Raw genomic sequence first — 17,265 nt, forward strand, 5'->3', positions numbered from 1 at the left:
AAAGCCCCACTGCAACTACGCCAACGGGACTTTTTTCGACTCCATCAATCTCTTCAATTTCCACAGCGACCACCGCGTGACGAGATACATCACCGGCTGCATCAGCCACGGATCGAACAAAAACCGCCACGGCTGCTTCAGCTCAAACCGAAACGCCGTCCGCACCACCGTGCCGTCCCCGTCGCGCAAATACGTCCACGACCCGGCCCCGCCCGCCACCGGCACGCCATGCGCCCGGAGCAGTTTGACCACCGTCTGCCGATACGGAGTCACCGTCAAATACTCCATCTCAAACGAATACGGCAGCAACAGCCGCCCTGCCGTCACAAACTGCGCGCCTTTCGTCGGCAGGCCATCCTTCGTAAACCGACCTCCCGTGATCCGAAAATCCCACTCCCCGCGCCGCGTCGGGTCCTGCATCACCCGCCACACCGCTTCCACAGGAGCGTCGATCTCCACCTCACACGTCACTCTTGCCATTTTTGTACTTGCTCCCGAGTCGTTCCGCCAGCTCCGCACGCAATTTTTCCGTATCGCGCACTTTGGTCAACGCCACAAATTCCCCGCGGCCTTCCCCTTGCAAAATCTCCAATCCTTCCGCCAGACGCTTCTCCTGCGAGTGATAGATGACCTGCAACCGCTGCCACGGATACACCTTCGACTTCAGCAGGCGGCGCTCCACCACAAGCCCTTCGTCAGCCACCCGCAGCCCTTTCATCGCAAAATGCCGCATAAACAACAGCCCCAGCAGCAGCACATACAACAGCGCCAATACAATCGCTTCCTTCACCGTCTCCTGCGCCCAGATCATATACAACACCGGCAGCGTCATCACCAGCAGCAGCCAGCCCATTTTGTTCTCATACCGATACAGCATCTCCCGTGCCTCCTCTTCATAGAAAAACCGCCCCGGTTTCGGTGCGGCCTTCTGTTCAACGTGTATGTATTAGTCGCGAGCCGGGTGATCCACTTCCAAGTCGGCGTTGCACTCGACTTGGCAGCCCAGGCGATGGCCGTCATCGATGCGGAACAGCAGGAAGTCGATCTCTTCTTCTGTCGGATCGTTGAGGTGCTCTTCGCCTTTCAAGATCTTCACGGAGCACTGACCGCATTCTGCGTTCATGCAGCCCCATTCCATCTCGATGTGACGCTTCTTGCATTCTTCCAGCAGGTTCGCGCCCTTTGCAACTTCCATCGTTACAGTTTCGTTCGTTTCTTCCAAGTGAATGGTAACTTTCACCGTATCTGCCATGGTATCGGACCTCATTTCTCTCTGGTTTCAAGCCTAACACCTTCCAGTTTACCAGTAAAAAAGGGTTTCTGCCACTCTGCGCGAAGTAGATAGACGATTCTAACAGAAAGAAGATGAAAAGATGAGCATGCCCCTGTTAAACACCACACCTCCCGCCTACCGGGTCCGCCGCAAGCGGAAATGGCTGCGCGTGAGCCTCACTGTCGCGATACTTCTCTTACTTTTGTTGCCCCTGCTCTCCGGTTACGTCACGTGGAGCCTGACCCATCCCGAACGCCGTCCGATCGAAGTGACGCCAAAGGACATCGGCGTAACCTATCAAGACATCGACTTCACCTCCGCCGACGGCACGCCGCTCAAAGGCTGGTTCCTGCCGGCAACATCAGGCAAAACGGACCGCCTGATCGTTTTCGCCCACGGCTACTCCGGCAACCGCGTCGCCGACAAACCGTCGCTGCCGACCGCCAAAGCTTTGACTCAGAACGGGTTTTCCGTCCTGATGTTCGACTTCCGCAACCACGGCGTGTCGGGCGGCGACCTGACCACCGTCGGTTTAAATGAAAAAGAAGACCTGATCGCGGCCGTCCACTATGCGGAGGAACAAGGCTACGGCACGAAAGGCATCGGCTTGCTCGGCTTCTCGATGGGCGCGTCGACCGCCCTGCTTGCCGCAGCCGACCTGCCCGATGTAAAGGCGCTGATCGCCGACAGCCCGTTCTCCGACCTGCGCCCGTATCTCGAGGAGAACATGCCGCACTGGTCGCACCTGCCCGATTTTCCGTTCACCAACCTGATCCTCTGGGAACTGCCGATGTTGATCGACCATTCTCCGGATGAAGTCTCGCCGCTCAAAGCGACCGAGCACCTGACCACCCGCCCGATCCTCTTCATCCACGGCGGCAAAGACGACGCGATCAACCGCGCCCATTCCGAAAAGCTGATCACCGCCCTCGCGCCCAACCAGCCCGAACTCTGGTCGATCCCACCAGCCAAACACGTCGGCACCTGGGAGCTCGACCCGGTGACCTACATGGACCGCGTGGTCGCCTTTTTCCAACAGCATATAGAAGAAATAGACCAAAACAAAATATAATAACAGATATATCTCCTCCCCTCCACATAACGGAGGGTTTTTTAAATAAACGTTCACTCCGTTATTGCAATTCGTTCAACTCTCCCCACTTGATTTCAAAGCCTAATTCATAAGAATTGAGCATATCTATCCATTGAGAAAAAGATCGGGGGGAGTAGAATGTACCGAAAACCTTTGTTTGTTCATTCCGACCAAACTATTTATCTAATTGAATCTCTCGATTCAAATCGAGAGGTCTCAGAAAAACTTAATCAATTTTCAGAACAGGTTAAAGCACCTGAAGGTGTATTTACCTTTAAAATCACCCCGCATTCCATTTGGTCTGCAGCTGCGAGAAAACTAAGTTCATCAGAAATCATTTCTTTCTTAAAAGAACATTCACAGAACCACATCCAACCAGCTCTAGAAGAAATGATACATAGGCACATAAAGGAATTTGGGACACTAAAACTGATCCGAAGTAACGATTATCTCGACTTAGAAGCAATACATCCCTCCATTATCTCAAAGATTCAAAACGAGACTGAATTAATAGCACTAGAACCAATAAAGGTCGACGACCGTACCTTACGATTTACGTCAACTAATCGCTCAAAAATCAAAGAAACCCTTTTCAATCTTAATTTCTTTGTGAGTGATGAAAGTAATACGTTCGGTGAACCACTGGAAATTCGATTAAATCCAAAAACCAAATCAGATATGTACTTTACACTCAGACCATATCAAGATGACGCCGTGAACTCCTACCTTGAATATAGTGAAAGTACTGGCGGAGGCGTTATTATGATGCCACCAACCTCTGGTAAAACAATAGTTGGTTTGAAGATCATTGAGCAACTTAAAACCTGCACATTAGTCCTAGTTGAGAATTTTGCAAGCGGTTCAAAATGGCTGAGAGAGCTCTCGGATAAAACAGACCTCTCTAAAAATAGTATCGGATATTTTCAAGGAGATCCATCAGATATCAAGCCTATTACAATTGCTGAATACCCTCAGTTTAAAAATATAGACGCATTAGAGTCTATTCAAACTGTTGATTGGGGACTTATTATATATGACAACGCACACCGTTTACCTGCTGATACATTTAGTCAAACAGTCGACATACCTTCATACAAAAAACTTGGATTTGCTTCTACATTGGCTCGGTCTGATCAAAAAGGGCAACTTGTACACGCTTGGATTGGACCGAAACTATATGAAATTCTGCCACGAACTCTTGAAATACAAGGATTTGTGAAGTCAGTCTCGTGCATGGAAGTACGTATTCCGCTTCAAGGTGAAGACTTAGATCATTACAACTACTCTAGAGCTCGAGAAGACACCCCATCTATGTTAAAAATCGCTGCAATGAACCCAAATAAAATAACAAGTCTTAAGCCGATTCTAGTACCAAATATGTCCGAAAACATTCTGATAGTTTCATACAAACCAGCGCTTGCTAAACAAATTTCTAACGAATTTGACTATCCGTTCATTCACACATCCACTCTAGATAAGGAACTTCAGAGCATCATCGATTTGTTTAATTTGCGTAAAAAAACAAGACTGGTAACCACTTCCATTTCCGAGCAGATCCCAATCACAAGTATTGACGTAATGGTTGCTCTTTCCTACAATCACGGTTCCGAACGAGAAGAATATTTAAGGGTAGGAAAGTTGATGTTCCCTGAGAAGGGTACATCGAAAGGCGTATTAGTTTCCTTTGTATCGGAGAACACGGTAGAAGAGGGTGCCTACACTCGACGTCGTAGAAGTATGATCAGAAATGGGTATCGATACAAAATTACCAGCTTGAGTGATCTATTGGAAGGGAAGGTGACAATATGGGATTGAATCTCATGGATTGGTTAGATAGATGCTCGAAAGAGCGTCTTCAAAGCATTACAAAAATACTTTATATTGAAGCGCCAGGGCAAACGGTAGGCTATATGAAAAACAAAATCGCAGATTATCTGTTGGATTCAAAGAAACTTGATAAAATCCTACAGACACTTGAGCCCAATCTTAGAGAAACGCTGCGTCATTTTGCATTGATCGGTGAAAAAAGAATAGGAGGCAGATATGGCGTTTATCTTGAAACGCTTGGGATTCTACATGAAGGAGTCATGCCTGATGACCTTTTTGAACTAATGCAACATGCACTGCTAGATGTCACGACCCGATTTGACGACGTTATCATCGCTCACCAGCCAAGTCCATTTTTAAACCTTGTTCTCTACGTTAGTGTTCTGTTAAATTGTGACATGAAGCTAAAATACAATACACCGAAAAATCGTAGCAACAGTCATACTAAAATCATGGAAAAATCAATGATATATACGGACCAAAATTTATCGCATATATTTAAATATATGCTTCAGAAAGGCTTTTACGAAATTTATGAAGGAGAAATGATTTGTAATAGTACAAAAGTTCAGCAGTGGTTCGATCCGGGGTCACAAGCATCAGAAATTCGAGAGTTTTACAATTTTCTGCTCAGAAGAAGAAACGCGGAAAATCTAAATGGTTTCTTAGAAAAATTGTCAACTTGGCAAAATAGCATAGATGATTGGGTTTTAGTTGATGTTTTGTTAAGTTCCCTTTCCGGTGCAGCATCCATTGAGAAAATTGAATCGTTTGGTTTGATTCGTTTTCATAGCCATGAGGGGAAGATGTATGCTCAGCTTACCCCAGAAGCATGGTTACTCACAAAAGATGACTATCCACTGGTCTGGAGGGAAAAACAAATGCTTCTATCTGCTGACTACGACCTGTTAATCCCTTATACTTTTGACCCTTTTATTATTGCTATGGCGTTAAAGTATGCTGATCTGTCCAGTAATGATGTTTTCCTTGTATTTGATATTTACAAGGTAGTTGAAAAAACGGAGCCTAGTACTTGTGTTCAAAACTTTGTTAAGGAAGTGATTGAGCGGACCGTCAAAGTCCCAAATGTTGTTGATTACGAATTCCAAAGAATTTTGTCTGCATAAATCCATCCCTTTGCGCATCCCCTTCTGTCCAAACAGGAGGGGATTTCTATTGCCACAAGTTATATCAATAAGATAAACGATCTTAGCGGCTCAGGCTAAGATCGTTTATAAACTGCAACCTTTCGCCTGACAATATCAAACCGATCACTTTCTCATTTCAAGATGATCGGCACCGATTCGCCCGGACCGCCTTTTGCCGACTGGATGCGCCCCGTCCCGATCATCTCCAGCACCCAGAATTCCACTTCGCCTTGCGGATTCTGCACCTGCAGTTCCACGTCATAACCGTGCTGCCCGTTCGCCTGTTTGAAAACCCGCTCCGCTTTCAGGAACTTGTACTCCCCGGAAGACAAAGCCTCTAGCCAGCTGTCAAACGGCTGTGGCGGTTGCTTGGAAGGAATCGCGAAAAAGGCTGCTTGCGCGCTGTCCCACCGATTTTGCTTCAAAAATTTCATGAACTCCCCCGCATTGACCAGCGTGGACTCCAAGCCCATCTCGTTCGCCCCGGTGATCACCTGATCGACCGCGCTTGCGCCAAACTCGCCGTTCGCCGCCACCGCTTCCGGCGCTTTGTTCGGCGCGAGCAGCACCAGCGCCAAACAGCCTGCGACCACAACACCGGCCGCTCCGACCGCTCGTTTGTTCTTCCACACCTTTTGCCCGCGATAGAAAGCCGGATGCTCCATCCGCTGCTGCAGCGCATGTGCAAAATACGAAAGGATCAGCACCGACACCGCCATAAACGCACACGGCGCGGCCACCAGCCATTGATAGCTGTTAATATAACCGATGCCGTACGCGATCATGGCTCCCCATTCGCCGGTCATCGACAACAGAATAAAGTTGATCTGCGTTTCATGGCCGAGGTGAAACGGTTCACTCCCGCCGATAAACACGCTGAGCACCGCCAACTGCCCGACCAAAAACAGCACCTGCACCAGTTCCGTCACGAACCCGTACAACAGCTCCGGCCGCAGATGCGGGAACAGATGCCGCCATACGATCCGGCTCGTCGATGCCCCCAAGGCACGGGAAGCGCTGATAAATTCCTTGTCACTGAAAAATTTCGCCCGGTCAGCGAACTGATCGGCCAGCGGAAAAATCCCAGCCCCGACCAGCATCAGGAACACCACGAGGCCAAAAAACAGCACGCGCGGGTCGTTCGGCATCAACCCCTGGTTGATGTACAGCTGCCCCGCCAACTGATACAGCGCCGTAAACAAGATCAGCACCGCCGGCACCGACGTCGTCACGATCTGCAACACCCGGATCACGCCGCGCAATCGGCCGGTCGCTCCGCTGTACAGCCCGATGGGCACAGCCAGCAGAAAACGCGTCGCCGTCACCAGCAAGCCAAAGCCAATCGTGTACTTCGCACCGTTCAACAGCAAGCTCAGCATGTCGTACCCGCGATGATCCGTCCCCAGCCAATGTTCACGGCTCGGCGCAAACGGCGGCATGACCATCTGCTTTTTGCCGTCGATCACCTGTTCCACCATCTGTACCTTGTCGAGGTCCCCGATCGTGCTCGGCATCAGATAGCTGCCAAACACCGTCACCACCGCCAGCAGAAGCAGCAGCGTCCAGGCCAGCCCGTATTGAAACCGCATTCCGCTCAGCGTCATCATGCTACTTCCCCTCCTTAAACGCCACAGCCCGGCGGTGGCGCACCAAAGCGATCAACCCGTTCGTGACCAGCGTAAACACCGCCAGAATCGCGCAAGTCACCGGCAACGACGACACCGAAGTCACCCCGTCGGCAAATGCGTAGCCCCCTAAACCAAACGTCCAGGTGATCACTTCCGCCGCCACCATCGACGTCACCGCGACCAACACCATGCGCGGCAGAACGGCCAGCAGATCCTCCCACGTATTGCGCAGCAGATGCGACAGGACGACCATCGGACGAGTCAGCCCTTTGGCATAGGCGGTGCGCACATACGCCTCCTGCCACTCGCGGGCAAAGGCCAGCCGCAGCGTTCCATACAAAATCGCCCCCGGCAACAAAGCAATCCCCAGCAGCGGCACCAAAAACGGCGTCTGATCCCCGAACTGCATCGCCACGATCAGCGGTTTCCCCGCCTGCTTGTCGATCACAATCGCCGCATACTGGATCATCACGATCAAAAAGAAATCGGGCAGTGACAGCAGCACCCGGTTCAGCACATCCAGCACCTTGCCCACCCGTGGCAGAAGCACCGCGAGCAGGACCGTCAAAAGTCCGCCGACAGCGGCCAGCACAAACGCCGGGATCAGGTAGGAAAACGTCCGCTGCACCATATCGCCCAAATGCCGCTCCAGCGGTTCATTGCGCGGATAGATATCCGTCTGGAACGTGATCTCGCCCAGCTCGCCTTTTGCATAAAATTCAACGGAGCGCTTCAGCACCACCCCGTACTGCTCCCAATCAATACGTGGGAACGCCGGCACCACAACTGTCAAATCGATCTGCCTGTCCATCTTCAGCAGCTGTTTGTATTTCTGCTCCTCCGCTTCCGGATAACCGACGATGATGCTCGGCTCTTTCTGAATCAGCGTCAAGCCCGGATAGCGGGCCACGATCTCTTCCGCTTTTGCGCCAGGCATGATCGTGATCTGCACCCGGTCATGCGCAACCGCGTCGATCGCGTAGCCCAAATTACTGACCAATAAGATGCCTGCGAGTACGCAGACGACAAGCATAAGTCCTTTTAGTAAACGAATCATCATATGAGATCAACTCCCTGCTACACCAATTAATTCCAATGTAGCACAAAAAAAAGGTGCGTCGAGAATATTTCCTCAATTCGCACCCTTTGTAACTATATTGTAAATTTCTTGCAATCAAAACTAATCCAAAATGTAAACATCCATCGCCTTGCGCCCAAACAGGCGGGCGGAGTAGTAGTCCGGATGGAACAGATCAACGCGCAGATTCTTGATCGCGCCGCCCGTGTCACCCGCGATCCCGTAGCCGTAGCCCGGAATGTACAGATGCGAGCCGAGAGCGATCTGTGCCGGGTCGACGGCGACCATGCCGACGCGCGGATTGATGCCGGTGTACGCCGGGTTGCCCGAGTAGGTGTAGGCGGTCGCTTCTGTCGCTTTTTTCGTGTGGTAGTTCACGCCCATTCCGCCGCGCGACGAGATGTTGAACACCTTCGTCGGCGTCGGCCGCTGCATGATCGCGTGGTAGAGGAACGTCGCCACTTCCTCGCGTGTTGCGTAGCGTTTCGGAGCGACTTTGCCGCCCGATCCGTGAATGATGTTTGCATTGGTCGCGTAGGCGACCGCTTTCACCGCCCAGGACGAGATGCTTCCGCGGTCGGTGTAGCCGGAAATGGCGCGGGAATAGGCGGTGTAGCTCATGCGGCGCGCCGACTCCGATTCCTTGCCGAGGGCGCTGACCGTCATTTTGATCATTTCTTCCCGACTTAACGGTTTGTTCGGTTGGAACACGCCGTCGGCGGTTCCACTCGTGACGCCCAGCCGATAGGATAGCTCCGCGTAGGTGGTGTACCATTCTCCCCGCGGGACGTCGCGAAACACTCCTTTATAAGGATCTGCGAGCGGCAGTTTCTTGGCGTTGATCAGCATCGCCGCAAACTCTGCCCGCGTCACTTGCTGTGTGGGCCGGAATGTGCCGTCAGAAAAGCCTTGGATGATGTGGTGGCTGTACATCGAAAGAATTTCGGTTTTTGCATACGACTTGTCGATATCGCTGAATGGATTTCCACTTGCCGCCTCTGTGGTCTGTGGCATGGCCAAAAACATGGTGGCAGCCAGCGCCAGCAAAGGCAGTGCTTTGATGATTTTTTTCATGATCTCCTCCTGCTTGCTTTCTCCCTGTGCCCCCGTGCACATGTACAAAGTTCGGAGTTTGTCCCGGTTTTCTGTCTCCTACTTTCGACTTACTTCGACAGACCCCCTGCGAGAAAAGCCCCTCCTCTTTTTGGCAAGGCTCCTTTTCGTGTATAATGGGATAGGTAAGCAGCAAGTACATAACGAAAGGCAGTGACTACATAATGAAAAAAGCAATCATCGAACTCGAGCGCGGCGGCGTGATGGAATTCGAAATGTTTGACGAGCACGCACCGGGCACCGTAGCCAACTTTGAGAAACTCGCTAACGAAGGCTTCTACGACGGCCTCAAGTTCCACCGCGTCATCCCGGGCTTCGTCGCCCAAGGCGGCTGCCCGCAAGGCACCGGCACCGGCGGCCCTGGCTACACCATCAAGTGCGAAGTAGAAGGCAACCCGCACCAACACCAAAAAGGCGCCCTCTCCATGGCACACGCCGGCCGCAACACCGGCGGTTCCCAGTTCTTCATCGTGCATGACCGCAAGACCACCGCTCACCTCGATGGCAACCACACTGTGTTTGGCCAGATCCTTTCTGGTGAAGAGTTGATCGACGGCATCGCGCAAGGCGATAAGATGAAGTCTGTAAAGATTGTAGAGGCGTAAGCAAGCCAACTGAGCCGACTCCGTATAGGAGTCGGCTCTTCTTTTTCCACAGCAAAAATTGTGATTTAAAAACAGCAATTCCTGAGAAGCCCGCTTATCAAAATCATCGTATGATATCCCTATCGTTAAAAACTCAAACGAAGGGTGATATCCGATGAAAAGAAAAATTGCAACTGCACTCCTGACCTCTGCACTGCTGATGACCAGCGCCTCTGCCGCATTCGCAGAGACGGAGCCGAACAACACCTGGGAAACGGCCGATGTGATGTTTGACAACAACTCCGGTGACATTTCCAATATCGACGACCAAGACTGGTTCTACACCACTGGCGGCGGCACGCTGTACTTGGACCACCAGAGCTTCTTCGGCAACACCGACATGTATGTCTACAATGCCAACATGGTCCGCATCGGCGTTTACTCCACGGCCGGTGATGAGGAAGTCTACCTTCCGTACGGCACCTACTACATCTGTGTGCTCGGCAGCAGCGGCCACTATGCGTTAGACTGGAGATAAGCAGCAAAAAGGGACTTTGTTCAACACGAACAGAGTCCCTTTTCCATCTACTCCTTCGGCCCTAAAAACCACGTGTAATGCACCAGCATGTTCTCCGAGTCCTTCGACCCGATCACAAAATACCGCAAATACAAACTCCGCCCGCGGAACTCCCCGACCTCGAGCAACTTCTTCTTATTCGAGACCCCGTCCGGGTCGTCAAAATTCACAAACGTCAGCAGCACTTCCCACTCGTTAAGCTCCTCAAACTCCACGTCCCGCTCACAATTGCGCTTATCCTTAAACGTCAACCTTACAGTCAACGCCCCGTCTCCATCGTCAAACTCAAACAACAACGACTCCTCATGCAATGCATGCAGCGACCCGCTCTCCAACACTTCCAGCCCGTCCACCGTCAGGATCATGTACCCTCTCTCCTTCTGCCAATCTATCACTCTCGTATATCGTATTCCCCCTCTTCTGCACCTATGAATAAATTATATTAATCTGATAATTTCACAATCGTAAATGATAATCATTTTCAAATATTTATATTGACATGAACCCCACTTCATTTGTATGATACTTCCATAGAAAAAATATACAGATTAGAAGGGTGATTCCAAATGAAGAAAAAACTCGCAACCACAATCCTCGCAGCAGCTATGTTGATCTCCGGCACCACGTCCGCCTTTGCAGCAGTAGAAGCTGAATATAACGGCAGCCAAGACCTTGCTGACTGGTTCGACAGCAGCATCTCCGGCGTGATCAGCGATGCGAATGACTACGACTGGTCCTATTCCTACGGCTGCGGCCATCTGTACCTCGACGCGATCGGCTTGACCGGCGATGTCGACCTGCGCATCTACCAAGACAAAGCATCTTGGGGATACGGCTGGCAACACAGCAGCTACACCACCGCCATGGATGAAGAGACCGGCACGCTCAACTGCGGCACCTGGTACTTCCTCGTCACCGGCGATGCAGGTGCCGACTACACCTTGTCCTGGAAGTAAGCCTACTCCCCAGCCCTATATCCAGCTACGTACCTACTCATGAAAGGTTGTTGATCTCTATGAAAAAGAAACTCATCTCCGGCCTCCTGGCTTCCGCAGTTCTCCTCGGCGCAGCATCTGCTGCCTACGCCGAAACCGAATACAACGACATGTTCGAGTACTCCAACTTCTTCGCAGAAAACGTCAACGGCACCATCGGCGGCGAATGGGACGTCGACTACTTCAAGTCCTACGGCTGCGGCGTCATGTACCTCGACTCCACCGACATCCTGGGCGAAGTCAACCTGTACGTGTACAACTCCGAGCGCACCCGCATCGGGATCTACGACACCTACGGCGACGATGAGACCGTCTCGCTGGTATGCGGCACCTACTACTTCCGCGTGACCGGCTTCAACGGCAGCACATACATTCTCGACTGGAGATAAGATAGAAAAAGAGAGCCTCTGAGGCTCTCTTTTTGTTTGCGTCCTCACGCATCCTCCCGTAGACTAAGAGATGATTCCTACTCACGGAAGGAGACCTATCAATGACAACGAACTCAATTCCCGTTTACATACTGACCGGCTACCTCGGCGCCGGCAAAACCACCCTTTTGAAAACCCTGCTCCGCCACGTCAAAGCAGCTGGCCAGACCCCCGCCGTCCTCATGAACGAGTTCGGTTCGGAAAGCGTCGACACCCTTCTGTTGCAAAACTCCGCCGTCCCCGTCATGGACCTGCTCGAAGGCTGTGTGTGCTGCACCCTGCGCGGAAGCCTAGCGATCACCCTGCAGCAGATGGTCACGCAGTACAAGCCCGACGTGATCTTCCTCGAAACCACCGGGGTCGCTTCGCCTGTTGACCTCGTCGAAGCGCTGGTCGAGCCTGAGTTGGCGGACATCATGCACCTCGCAGGCATCTACACCCTCGTCAGCGCCAAACGCTTCCCACTGGACCTCTCCCCTGAGTCCCTCGATGCGAACGAGCGGACGATGATCCAGCAAGTGCAATACGCCGACGCGATCCTCGTCTCCAAAACCGACCTCGTGAAGCCCGAGCGCTGGGAGTCGTTGCAGAACGTCCTACAGGAGCTGAACAGCAACGCACCACTCTTGCAAGTCTACAAGGGCGAGGTAGACGCCGCAGTACTGCTCGAAGTGCGTACCACGCCAAAAGAGAAGCCATCTGCCTCCGCCAAACCAAAAGGACTCACCCGCCGCACCGTAGGGCAAGTGAAGCCGACCACTCGTGAGCGCACCAGCTTCGGGAACTTGCAGACGTTTACTTACGAGTTTCAAGGGGCGGTGGACAAGGAGAAGTTCTTGGACTTCCTAAGAGCCCTGCCGGACAACGTCCTTCGTGCGAAAGGGTTCTACAAAGACTCCGAGCACGGCATGCTCCACGAGTTCCACTACGAGCCCGGCGCGCCGATGTCAGCCATCGTTGACATAGACGGCAATGGCAGAGCATTTGCAGTGTTTATCGGGAAGGATTTAGACGAAGCAGCGATCATCGAGCAACTTCAAGCATGCAAAAAAGACTGAGTTCGTTTTCACGGACTCAGTCTTTTACAATCTAGTCGGCCCCGTCATCAGGTCATATCCAACAATCCCTGCTCCAATCAGTACAAAGAAGCCCAAGACCATCCAGAACACCTTACGAGAAGCAGTGTGATACAGCACAACCAGCAGCAGATAAGCAATCAGGATTGGTATGCCGATCGCCAAATACAGCCAGAGCAGCATTACCAGTTCATCTTTCAGCGTTATCCCCATAAACAGGGCGAGGACTGCATAGATCGCGGAGATCACCGACCAGATTATCAAAGAATGTCTCATCTTTCCCCTCCATCTCGGTAAGCGTCTAATACTCCCCACCTCCACACGAAACATAGAGCATGAGATAATCCTCCTCAGACGGAAATGAGGAGGAATTTTTTATGACTCGAAGCGAGCTTCGAGCTGTATGGGAATCTCGAATCTCTGACTGCCGCGCCAGCGGTCAAAGTGTAGCGGCGTGGTGTACAGCTCATCAGATCAATTCTCGCCAGTACTACTATTGGCTGCGCAAGCTCTCCAACACTGAGATGCCTTCACCTCGCTGGTTGGAGGTCTGCGCAGACCAACAGCCAAGTAACGAAACCGACTCCTGCTTGCAGGTCAAAATTGGCTCTGCCGTGATCGAAGTCAAGCCAGGTTTCAATCGAGACCTGTTGGCGGATGTCGTCCTTGCCTTGCAAACGATATGTTAAACGAAACCGACATAACTCGTGTCTACATAGCCAGCGGCCACACGGACCTTCGCAAGTCGATAGACGGTTTGGCCGCCTTGGTTCAGGAGAGTTTCGAACTGGATCCATTCTCCCAATGCCTGTTTGTCTTTTGCAATCGGCAACGAGACAAACTTAAAATCCTGCACTGGGAGCATAACGGCTTTTGGCTCTACTATCGCCGCTTAGAGCGAGGAACCTTCCAATGGCCGCAAAAGAAATCTGGTCCAACGATGCAGATCAGTCGAAGAGAGTTGCGGTGGCTTCTGGATGGCTTGTCGCTTCAGCAACGAAAGGCACACCCGAAACTCACCGCACAGACGGTGATTTAGTATGAAAAAATTCTTGTTCTCACTAGGAGAATGAGAGCTTCAAGGCGAAGAAAAAAGTATGAAACCTACAATAGCCATCCCAACCACCATTGAAGAACTTCAAAAACAGAACATACAACTTGGAATACAAAACGCAGAGTTGAAAGCTAAGCTCAACTGGTTGGAACAACAGTTTCGTCTCAGCCAACAGAAGCGTTTCGGTGCCTCAAGTGAGCGGACAAACGCGGATCAGTTGGAACTGTTCAACGAAGCGGAATCCGAATCCTCCACTGCCGTGCCAGAGCCGACCGCAGAAACGATTCAATACGTCCGCAAGAAGAAACGTGGACAGCGAGAAGAGTTGCTTGAAAACCTGCCGGTTGAAACGGTGGAATACCGTCTCTCGGAAGACGAGCAGGTCTGCTCGTGCTGCGGTGGTCCCACCCATGAAATGAGCACGGAGGTTCGCCAAGAGCTGAAAATCATCCCGGCTCAAGTAAAAGTGTTGAAGCATGTTCGCTATGTGTATGCGTGCCGCCGTTGTGAGCGTGAGGAGATCAGCACTCCCGTGCTGACAGCTCCCATGCCGCAACCTGTATATCCTGGCAGTTTGGCTTCCCCATCCGCATTGGCTTTTATCATGAATCAAAAGTACGGGGAAGGCTTGCCCTTGTATCGTCAGGAGCAGCAACTCATGCTTCTCGGAGTAAACCTGTCGCGACAAACGATGGCCAACTGGATGATCTATGCAGCTGACCGCTGGCTGAGCCTGCTGGAGAATCGTATGCGAGAGCACATGCTGAAGCAAGACATTCTGCATGCCGATGAAACGACCCTGCAAGTACTGCGTGAACCGGGTCGGGCAGCCAAGAGCACATCGTATCTCTGGCTTTACCGTACCGGGCGCAACAGTCATCCGATCATCGTGTATGACTACCAGCCGACACGAGCAGGCGAACACCCGCGACAGTTCCTGTCCGAGTTTCACGGCTACCTGCATGTGGACGGATACGCGGGGTATAAGAAGATCCCTAACGTCACCCTGGTCGGGTGTTGGGCACATGCTCGCCGCAAGTTCGACGAGGCTCTGAAAGCATTGCCGGCCTCCAGCCGAACCGCAGCTGTAACCGCGAAAGAAGGGCTCGAGTTCTGCAATCGTCTTTTCGCGATCGAACGCGAGATGAAAGATGCCTCGCCGGAAGAACGATACACGGCCCGTTTGGAGCGTAGTCGGCCCATACTGGAGGAATTTTCGGTATGGCTACAGACTCAAAAATCCCGCGCGTTACCGAAGAGCGCACTGGGGCAGGCCATAAAGTACTGCCAGAACCAATGGGTAGCATTGGGGGCGTTTTTGCTCGATGGGCGTTTGGAGATCGACAACAACCGAAGTGAACGCGCCATCAAACCATTCGTGATTGGACGGAAAAATTGGCTGTTCGCCAATACTCCACGCGGCGCAAAGGCAAGCGCTGTGATCTATAGTCTTGTCGAGACGGCGAAGGCGAACGGGGTAAATCCGCTGGTCTACCTGACCTATCTCTTCGAGACCCTGCCCAACCTTGCGAACCCTCATGATCACCATGAGCTGGATCGCTTGCTCCCGTGGTCGGACACGCTGCCGCTCATCTGCCGAGTATTTAATAAAAAGCACGAATCGCCTTCAGTTCTTGCGTAGCTGAAGGTTATTCGTGTTTTGTTTACGATGAATATCTTTCAAGCAGTCCCCACCTTTCGGCAAACGACACAAGGTGGGGACTGTTTTACGCTTACCCATCTCGGAGCCAAGTACAACAAAGCCATGACAACTAAGTCATGGCTTTCATCATACTTTATTTTTGTACTGAGATGCCCATAACCGGGGGACCAGGCACTGACTCGGCGTTAGCATTTACTTCCATTGTCAGTGCAGAAATCACCATAATACAAACCAAGAGACCTAATGCCACATATTTTCTCATCTTACAGCCTCCTTCCGATACAGTTGTGCCATCAGTTTGTTACGTTCTCTTTCCAAATCCAATGCAGATACGAGATCACCGGATTCTCGGTAGGCATCCACAGCAACTTCCAAAGAATCCACTTGTTCGGCAATGACTCCCATTCTAGCATAGATAATTGCAGATTTTAACGCGCAACTCAGGCTATCAGCGTACCTTTTGCAGTGCAAAAAGTACTTTGCATTAATCCGGAGATAGTACACGTATTCCTCGGTTTCTTGAAGTGATTGTCGATTGATGAGTTCTTCTGCAAGTGTGAGCATTGCTTCAGCTTCTTCTAGATTTTGATCCAAGAGTAGTTCTGCCTTTTTTGAAAGAACTAGTAAGTAGTTCGTGTAATCATTGTCCCGTAGATAAAATTCAGCACATTCGTTCAACTCTCGAAGTGCTCTATCCTTATCCTCGATAAGAAATACGGCAACATTGTGCTGAACCTTAACGGCCATAGAAATCAGATTCAACCCCGTATACAGGACGTGTGCCTGTTGGTAGAGTTCCGCAGCTCTTTTCTGATCCATAGCTTCGTAATACACTTGTGCATTCGCAAAAAGAGTATCTGCAACACGTCTAACGTCTTGATTGCTTTGGAAATATCCCTGCGCACTTTCTATATATGCCCCAGCTTGCTTGTATTGTCCTAATAAGCGTAATGTTCTCCCTAAGTTATATGATATGAACGCAGCTAATTGATCGTAGGCGGAGAAACGTTCAATACGGTCATACGCTTTTTGATAATTGTAGTAGGCTAATGTGAACTCATTTCTTAAGAAATGTGCATTCCCGATCTTATTTCGCATTCTAGCCAAGGTATGTACGTCATCAAAAAGATTTGTTTCTAACTCAGTTACTGTTGGAGTCAAGAGTTCGATTGCCGATTCATACATCCCTTGCTGAATCATACATTCCGCATGATCAATAGCTACTTCAAGCTGATCTGCATACGAAAGGTCAGATTGCTGCTTTAAATAAAGTAGATGAGGTTCTGCTTGCTCAGGTTGATGAGTCTCCAGGTAAATCTTTGCAAGTTTGTGGCGGTTGTACAACTCCATCTGATCCACTTCGTCCCGAACTAACTCATGAAGTTGTACCTGCAGTTTCCGTGCAATATGTCTTAACAGCTCTATCGAGGCTGTATTTTTATCGCGCTCAATTTGACTGATCATAGAAACTGTAACAAAACCATCAGCCAATTCGCCTTGACTCATACCTTTTTCAAGTCGGAGTCTCCTGATCTTTTCACCTAAGGTTTCTGTTTGATTGTCTTTCAAAATCTCCGCCTCCTCAACCTAACATTAATAACATATCACAATATTTTTAGATGAGGTAGAGAATATTCCAGTTAGCGTATCTAATACCAGATTGTATTTGCTTTCCTGAAAAGGACCTGAATCAACGATTCAGGTCCTTTTTTGTCCTATCTATCCCCA

The 17,265-nt window shown here is 50.8% G+C and carries 21 protein-coding genes; 11 read left to right on the forward strand and 10 right to left on the reverse strand.

The genetic code is table 11. The features are described from left to right. Window positions 1-15: 15 nt before the first annotated feature. The 3 genes from CBW65_RS22455 to CBW65_RS22465 form a co-directional block, all read right to left on the reverse strand. A complete protein-coding gene (locus CBW65_RS22455) occupies window positions 16-480 on the reverse strand; it encodes an SRPBCC family protein (RefSeq protein ID WP_087458789.1) in 465 nt (154 codons plus the stop codon). Further along, on the reverse strand, window positions 461-877 hold the full coding sequence (locus CBW65_RS22460) for a hypothetical protein (RefSeq protein WP_087458790.1): 417 nt from the start codon (window positions 875-877) through the stop codon (window positions 461-463). Before CBW65_RS22460 ends, CBW65_RS22455 begins: the two co-directional genes overlap by 20 nt. A 69-nt stretch (window positions 878-946) precedes the next feature. Next, entirely contained in the window at window positions 947-1,252 is a 306-nt protein-coding gene (locus CBW65_RS22465) for a 2Fe-2S iron-sulfur cluster-binding protein (protein WP_157722134.1), read from the reverse strand. Between the two features lie 121 nt (window positions 1,253-1,373). Between CBW65_RS22465 and CBW65_RS22470 the strand changes: the two genes are divergently transcribed. From CBW65_RS22470 to CBW65_RS22480, 3 genes are all read left to right on the forward strand, one after another. Next, a complete protein-coding gene (locus CBW65_RS22470; protein ID WP_087458792.1) occupies window positions 1,374-2,345 on the forward strand; it encodes an alpha/beta hydrolase in 972 nt (323 codons plus the stop codon). Between the two features lie 159 nt (window positions 2,346-2,504). Further along, window positions 2,505-4,181 carry a helicase-associated domain-containing protein gene (locus CBW65_RS22475; RefSeq protein ID WP_087458793.1) on the forward strand — a complete coding sequence of 559 codons (1,677 nt, stop codon included), beginning with the start codon at window positions 2,505-2,507 and terminating at the stop codon, window positions 4,179-4,181. Further along, entirely contained in the window at window positions 4,172-5,320 is a 1,149-nt protein-coding gene (locus CBW65_RS22480) for a hypothetical protein (protein WP_087458794.1), read from the forward strand. The genes CBW65_RS22475 and CBW65_RS22480 overlap by 10 nt, the downstream gene beginning before the upstream one ends. A gap of 152 nt (window positions 5,321-5,472) precedes the next feature. On the opposite strand, the gene CBW65_RS22485 is transcribed toward CBW65_RS22480, so the two are convergent. The 3 genes from CBW65_RS22485 to CBW65_RS22495 form a co-directional block, all read right to left on the reverse strand. Further along, window positions 5,473-6,948: an ABC transporter permease gene (locus CBW65_RS22485; protein ID WP_087458795.1), complete on the reverse strand. Its 1,476-nt coding sequence runs from the start codon at window positions 6,946-6,948 to the stop codon at window positions 5,473-5,475. Window position 6,949: 1 nt separating this feature from the next. Continuing rightward, window positions 6,950-8,029 carry an ABC transporter permease subunit gene (locus tag CBW65_RS22490; protein ID WP_087458796.1) on the reverse strand — a complete coding sequence of 360 codons (1,080 nt, stop codon included), beginning with the start codon at window positions 8,027-8,029 and terminating at the stop codon, window positions 6,950-6,952. A gap of 120 nt (window positions 8,030-8,149) precedes the next feature. Beyond that, on the reverse strand, window positions 8,150-9,121 hold the full coding sequence (locus CBW65_RS22495) for an S-layer homology domain-containing protein (protein ID WP_198299699.1): 972 nt from the start codon (window positions 9,119-9,121) through the stop codon (window positions 8,150-8,152). Window positions 9,122-9,324: 203 nt separating this feature from the next. Between CBW65_RS22495 and CBW65_RS22500 the strand changes: the two genes are divergently transcribed. Next, the gene (locus tag CBW65_RS22500; protein ID WP_087458798.1) at window positions 9,325-9,765 is read left to right on the forward strand and encodes a peptidylprolyl isomerase; all 441 of its coding nucleotides are present in this window, start codon (window positions 9,325-9,327) and stop codon (window positions 9,763-9,765) included. Window positions 9,766-9,919: 154 nt separating this feature from the next. Beyond that, on the forward strand, window positions 9,920-10,282 hold the full coding sequence (locus CBW65_RS22505; RefSeq protein ID WP_087458799.1) for a hypothetical protein: 363 nt from the start codon (window positions 9,920-9,922) through the stop codon (window positions 10,280-10,282). A 47-nt stretch (window positions 10,283-10,329) separates the two neighbouring features. Here the strand turns inward: CBW65_RS22505 and CBW65_RS22510 are convergent, their stop codons facing one another. Beyond that, complete coding sequence (locus CBW65_RS22510) at window positions 10,330-10,686, reverse strand: DUF6864 domain-containing function (RefSeq protein WP_087458800.1); 357 nt, start codon at window positions 10,684-10,686, stop codon at window positions 10,330-10,332. A gap of 201 nt (window positions 10,687-10,887) precedes the next feature. Here CBW65_RS22510 and CBW65_RS22515 point away from each other — a divergent pair, with 201 nt between their 5' ends. From CBW65_RS22515 to CBW65_RS22525, 3 genes are all read left to right on the forward strand, one after another. Next, window positions 10,888-11,277 carry a hypothetical protein gene (locus CBW65_RS22515; RefSeq protein WP_087458801.1) on the forward strand — a complete coding sequence of 130 codons (390 nt, stop codon included), beginning with the start codon at window positions 10,888-10,890 and terminating at the stop codon, window positions 11,275-11,277. Window positions 11,278-11,336: 59 nt separating this feature from the next. Beyond that, window positions 11,337-11,705, forward strand: a complete 369-nt coding sequence (locus CBW65_RS22520) for a hypothetical protein (protein ID WP_087458802.1) — start codon at window positions 11,337-11,339, stop codon at window positions 11,703-11,705. 101 nt (window positions 11,706-11,806) lie between these two features. Then, window positions 11,807-12,802 carry a CobW family GTP-binding protein gene (locus CBW65_RS22525; RefSeq protein WP_087458803.1) on the forward strand — a complete coding sequence of 332 codons (996 nt, stop codon included), beginning with the start codon at window positions 11,807-11,809 and terminating at the stop codon, window positions 12,800-12,802. Between the two features lie 24 nt (window positions 12,803-12,826). On the opposite strand, the gene CBW65_RS22530 is transcribed toward CBW65_RS22525, so the two are convergent. Next, entirely contained in the window at window positions 12,827-13,096 is a 270-nt protein-coding gene (locus tag CBW65_RS22530) for a hypothetical protein (protein WP_087458804.1), read from the reverse strand. Window positions 13,097-13,197: 101 nt separating this feature from the next. On the opposite strand from CBW65_RS22530, the gene tnpA reads away from it, so the two are divergent. From tnpA to tnpC, 3 genes are read left to right on the forward strand one after another with little or no spacing between them, the layout of a single operon-like run. After that, window positions 13,198-13,509 carry an IS66 family insertion sequence element accessory protein TnpA gene (gene tnpA / locus CBW65_RS22535; protein WP_087456258.1) on the forward strand — a complete coding sequence of 104 codons (312 nt, stop codon included), beginning with the start codon at window positions 13,198-13,200 and terminating at the stop codon, window positions 13,507-13,509. After that, window positions 13,503-13,859: an IS66 family insertion sequence element accessory protein TnpB gene (gene tnpB, locus CBW65_RS25430; RefSeq protein ID WP_087456259.1), complete on the forward strand. Its 357-nt coding sequence runs from the start codon at window positions 13,503-13,505 to the stop codon at window positions 13,857-13,859. The genes tnpA and tnpB overlap by 7 nt, the downstream gene beginning before the upstream one ends. Window positions 13,860-13,917: 58 nt before the next feature. Further along, window positions 13,918-15,516: an IS66 family transposase gene (tnpC, locus tag CBW65_RS22545; protein WP_087456260.1), complete on the forward strand. Its 1,599-nt coding sequence runs from the start codon at window positions 13,918-13,920 to the stop codon at window positions 15,514-15,516. 154 nt (window positions 15,517-15,670) lie between these two features. On the opposite strand, the gene CBW65_RS25220 is transcribed toward tnpC, so the two are convergent. Both CBW65_RS25220 and CBW65_RS22550 read right to left on the reverse strand, forming a co-directional pair. After that, the gene (locus CBW65_RS25220) at window positions 15,671-15,799 is read right to left on the reverse strand and encodes a hypothetical protein (RefSeq protein WP_269767975.1); all 129 of its coding nucleotides are present in this window, start codon (window positions 15,797-15,799) and stop codon (window positions 15,671-15,673) included. Continuing rightward, window positions 15,796-17,106, reverse strand: a complete 1,311-nt coding sequence (locus CBW65_RS22550) for a helix-turn-helix transcriptional regulator (RefSeq protein ID WP_087458805.1) — start codon at window positions 17,104-17,106, stop codon at window positions 15,796-15,798. The genes CBW65_RS25220 and CBW65_RS22550 overlap by 4 nt, the downstream gene beginning before the upstream one ends. Between the last annotated feature and the right edge of the window lie 159 nt (window positions 17,107-17,265).

The organism is Tumebacillus avium (assembly GCF_002162355.1).
Classification (GTDB): domain Bacteria; phylum Bacillota; class Bacilli; order Tumebacillales; family Tumebacillaceae; genus Tumebacillus_A; species Tumebacillus_A avium.

What these genes read in the sequence shown, in the direction of transcription:
- tnpB (WP_087456259.1), top strand. Translation starts at nt 13,503, where the DNA reads ATGTTAAACGAAACCGACATAACTCGTGTCTACATAGCCAGCGGCCAC.
- CBW65_RS22500 (WP_087458798.1), top strand. Translation starts at nt 9,325, where the DNA reads ATGAAAAAAGCAATCATCGAACTCGAGCGCGGCGGCGTGATGGAATTC.
- CBW65_RS22480 (WP_087458794.1), top strand. Translation starts at nt 4,172, where the DNA reads ATGGGATTGAATCTCATGGATTGGTTAGATAGATGCTCGAAAGAGCGT.
- CBW65_RS22460 (WP_087458790.1), bottom strand. Translation starts at nt 877, where the DNA reads ATGCTGTATCGGTATGAGAACAAAATGGGCTGGCTGCTGCTGGTGATG.
- CBW65_RS22515 (WP_087458801.1), top strand. Translation starts at nt 10,888, where the DNA reads ATGAAGAAAAAACTCGCAACCACAATCCTCGCAGCAGCTATGTTGATC.
- CBW65_RS22465 (WP_157722134.1), bottom strand. Translation starts at nt 1,252, where the DNA reads ATGGCAGATACGGTGAAAGTTACCATTCACTTGGAAGAAACGAACGAA.
- CBW65_RS25220 (WP_269767975.1), bottom strand. Translation starts at nt 15,799, where the DNA reads ATGAGAAAATATGTGGCATTAGGTCTCTTGGTTTGTATTATGGTGATT.
- CBW65_RS22525 (WP_087458803.1), top strand. Translation starts at nt 11,807, where the DNA reads ATGACAACGAACTCAATTCCCGTTTACATACTGACCGGCTACCTCGGC.
- CBW65_RS22510 (WP_087458800.1), bottom strand. Translation starts at nt 10,686, where the DNA reads ATGATCCTGACGGTGGACGGGCTGGAAGTGTTGGAGAGCGGGTCGCTG.
- tnpA (WP_087456258.1), top strand. Translation starts at nt 13,198, where the DNA reads ATGACTCGAAGCGAGCTTCGAGCTGTATGGGAATCTCGAATCTCTGAC.
- CBW65_RS22530 (WP_087458804.1), bottom strand. Translation starts at nt 13,096, where the DNA reads ATGAGACATTCTTTGATAATCTGGTCGGTGATCTCCGCGATCTATGCA.
- CBW65_RS22520 (WP_087458802.1), top strand. Translation starts at nt 11,337, where the DNA reads ATGAAAAAGAAACTCATCTCCGGCCTCCTGGCTTCCGCAGTTCTCCTC.
- CBW65_RS22485 (WP_087458795.1), bottom strand. Translation starts at nt 6,948, where the DNA reads ATGATGACGCTGAGCGGAATGCGGTTTCAATACGGGCTGGCCTGGACG.
- tnpC (WP_087456260.1), top strand. Translation starts at nt 13,918, where the DNA reads ATGAAACCTACAATAGCCATCCCAACCACCATTGAAGAACTTCAAAAA.
- CBW65_RS22475 (WP_087458793.1), top strand. Translation starts at nt 2,505, where the DNA reads ATGTACCGAAAACCTTTGTTTGTTCATTCCGACCAAACTATTTATCTA.
- CBW65_RS22505 (WP_087458799.1), top strand. Translation starts at nt 9,920, where the DNA reads ATGAAAAGAAAAATTGCAACTGCACTCCTGACCTCTGCACTGCTGATG.
- CBW65_RS22470 (WP_087458792.1), top strand. Translation starts at nt 1,374, where the DNA reads ATGAGCATGCCCCTGTTAAACACCACACCTCCCGCCTACCGGGTCCGC.
- CBW65_RS22490 (WP_087458796.1), bottom strand. Translation starts at nt 8,029, where the DNA reads ATGATGATTCGTTTACTAAAAGGACTTATGCTTGTCGTCTGCGTACTC.
- CBW65_RS22495 (WP_198299699.1), bottom strand. Translation starts at nt 9,121, where the DNA reads ATGAAAAAAATCATCAAAGCACTGCCTTTGCTGGCGCTGGCTGCCACC.
- CBW65_RS22455 (WP_087458789.1), bottom strand. Translation starts at nt 480, where the DNA reads ATGGCAAGAGTGACGTGTGAGGTGGAGATCGACGCTCCTGTGGAAGCG.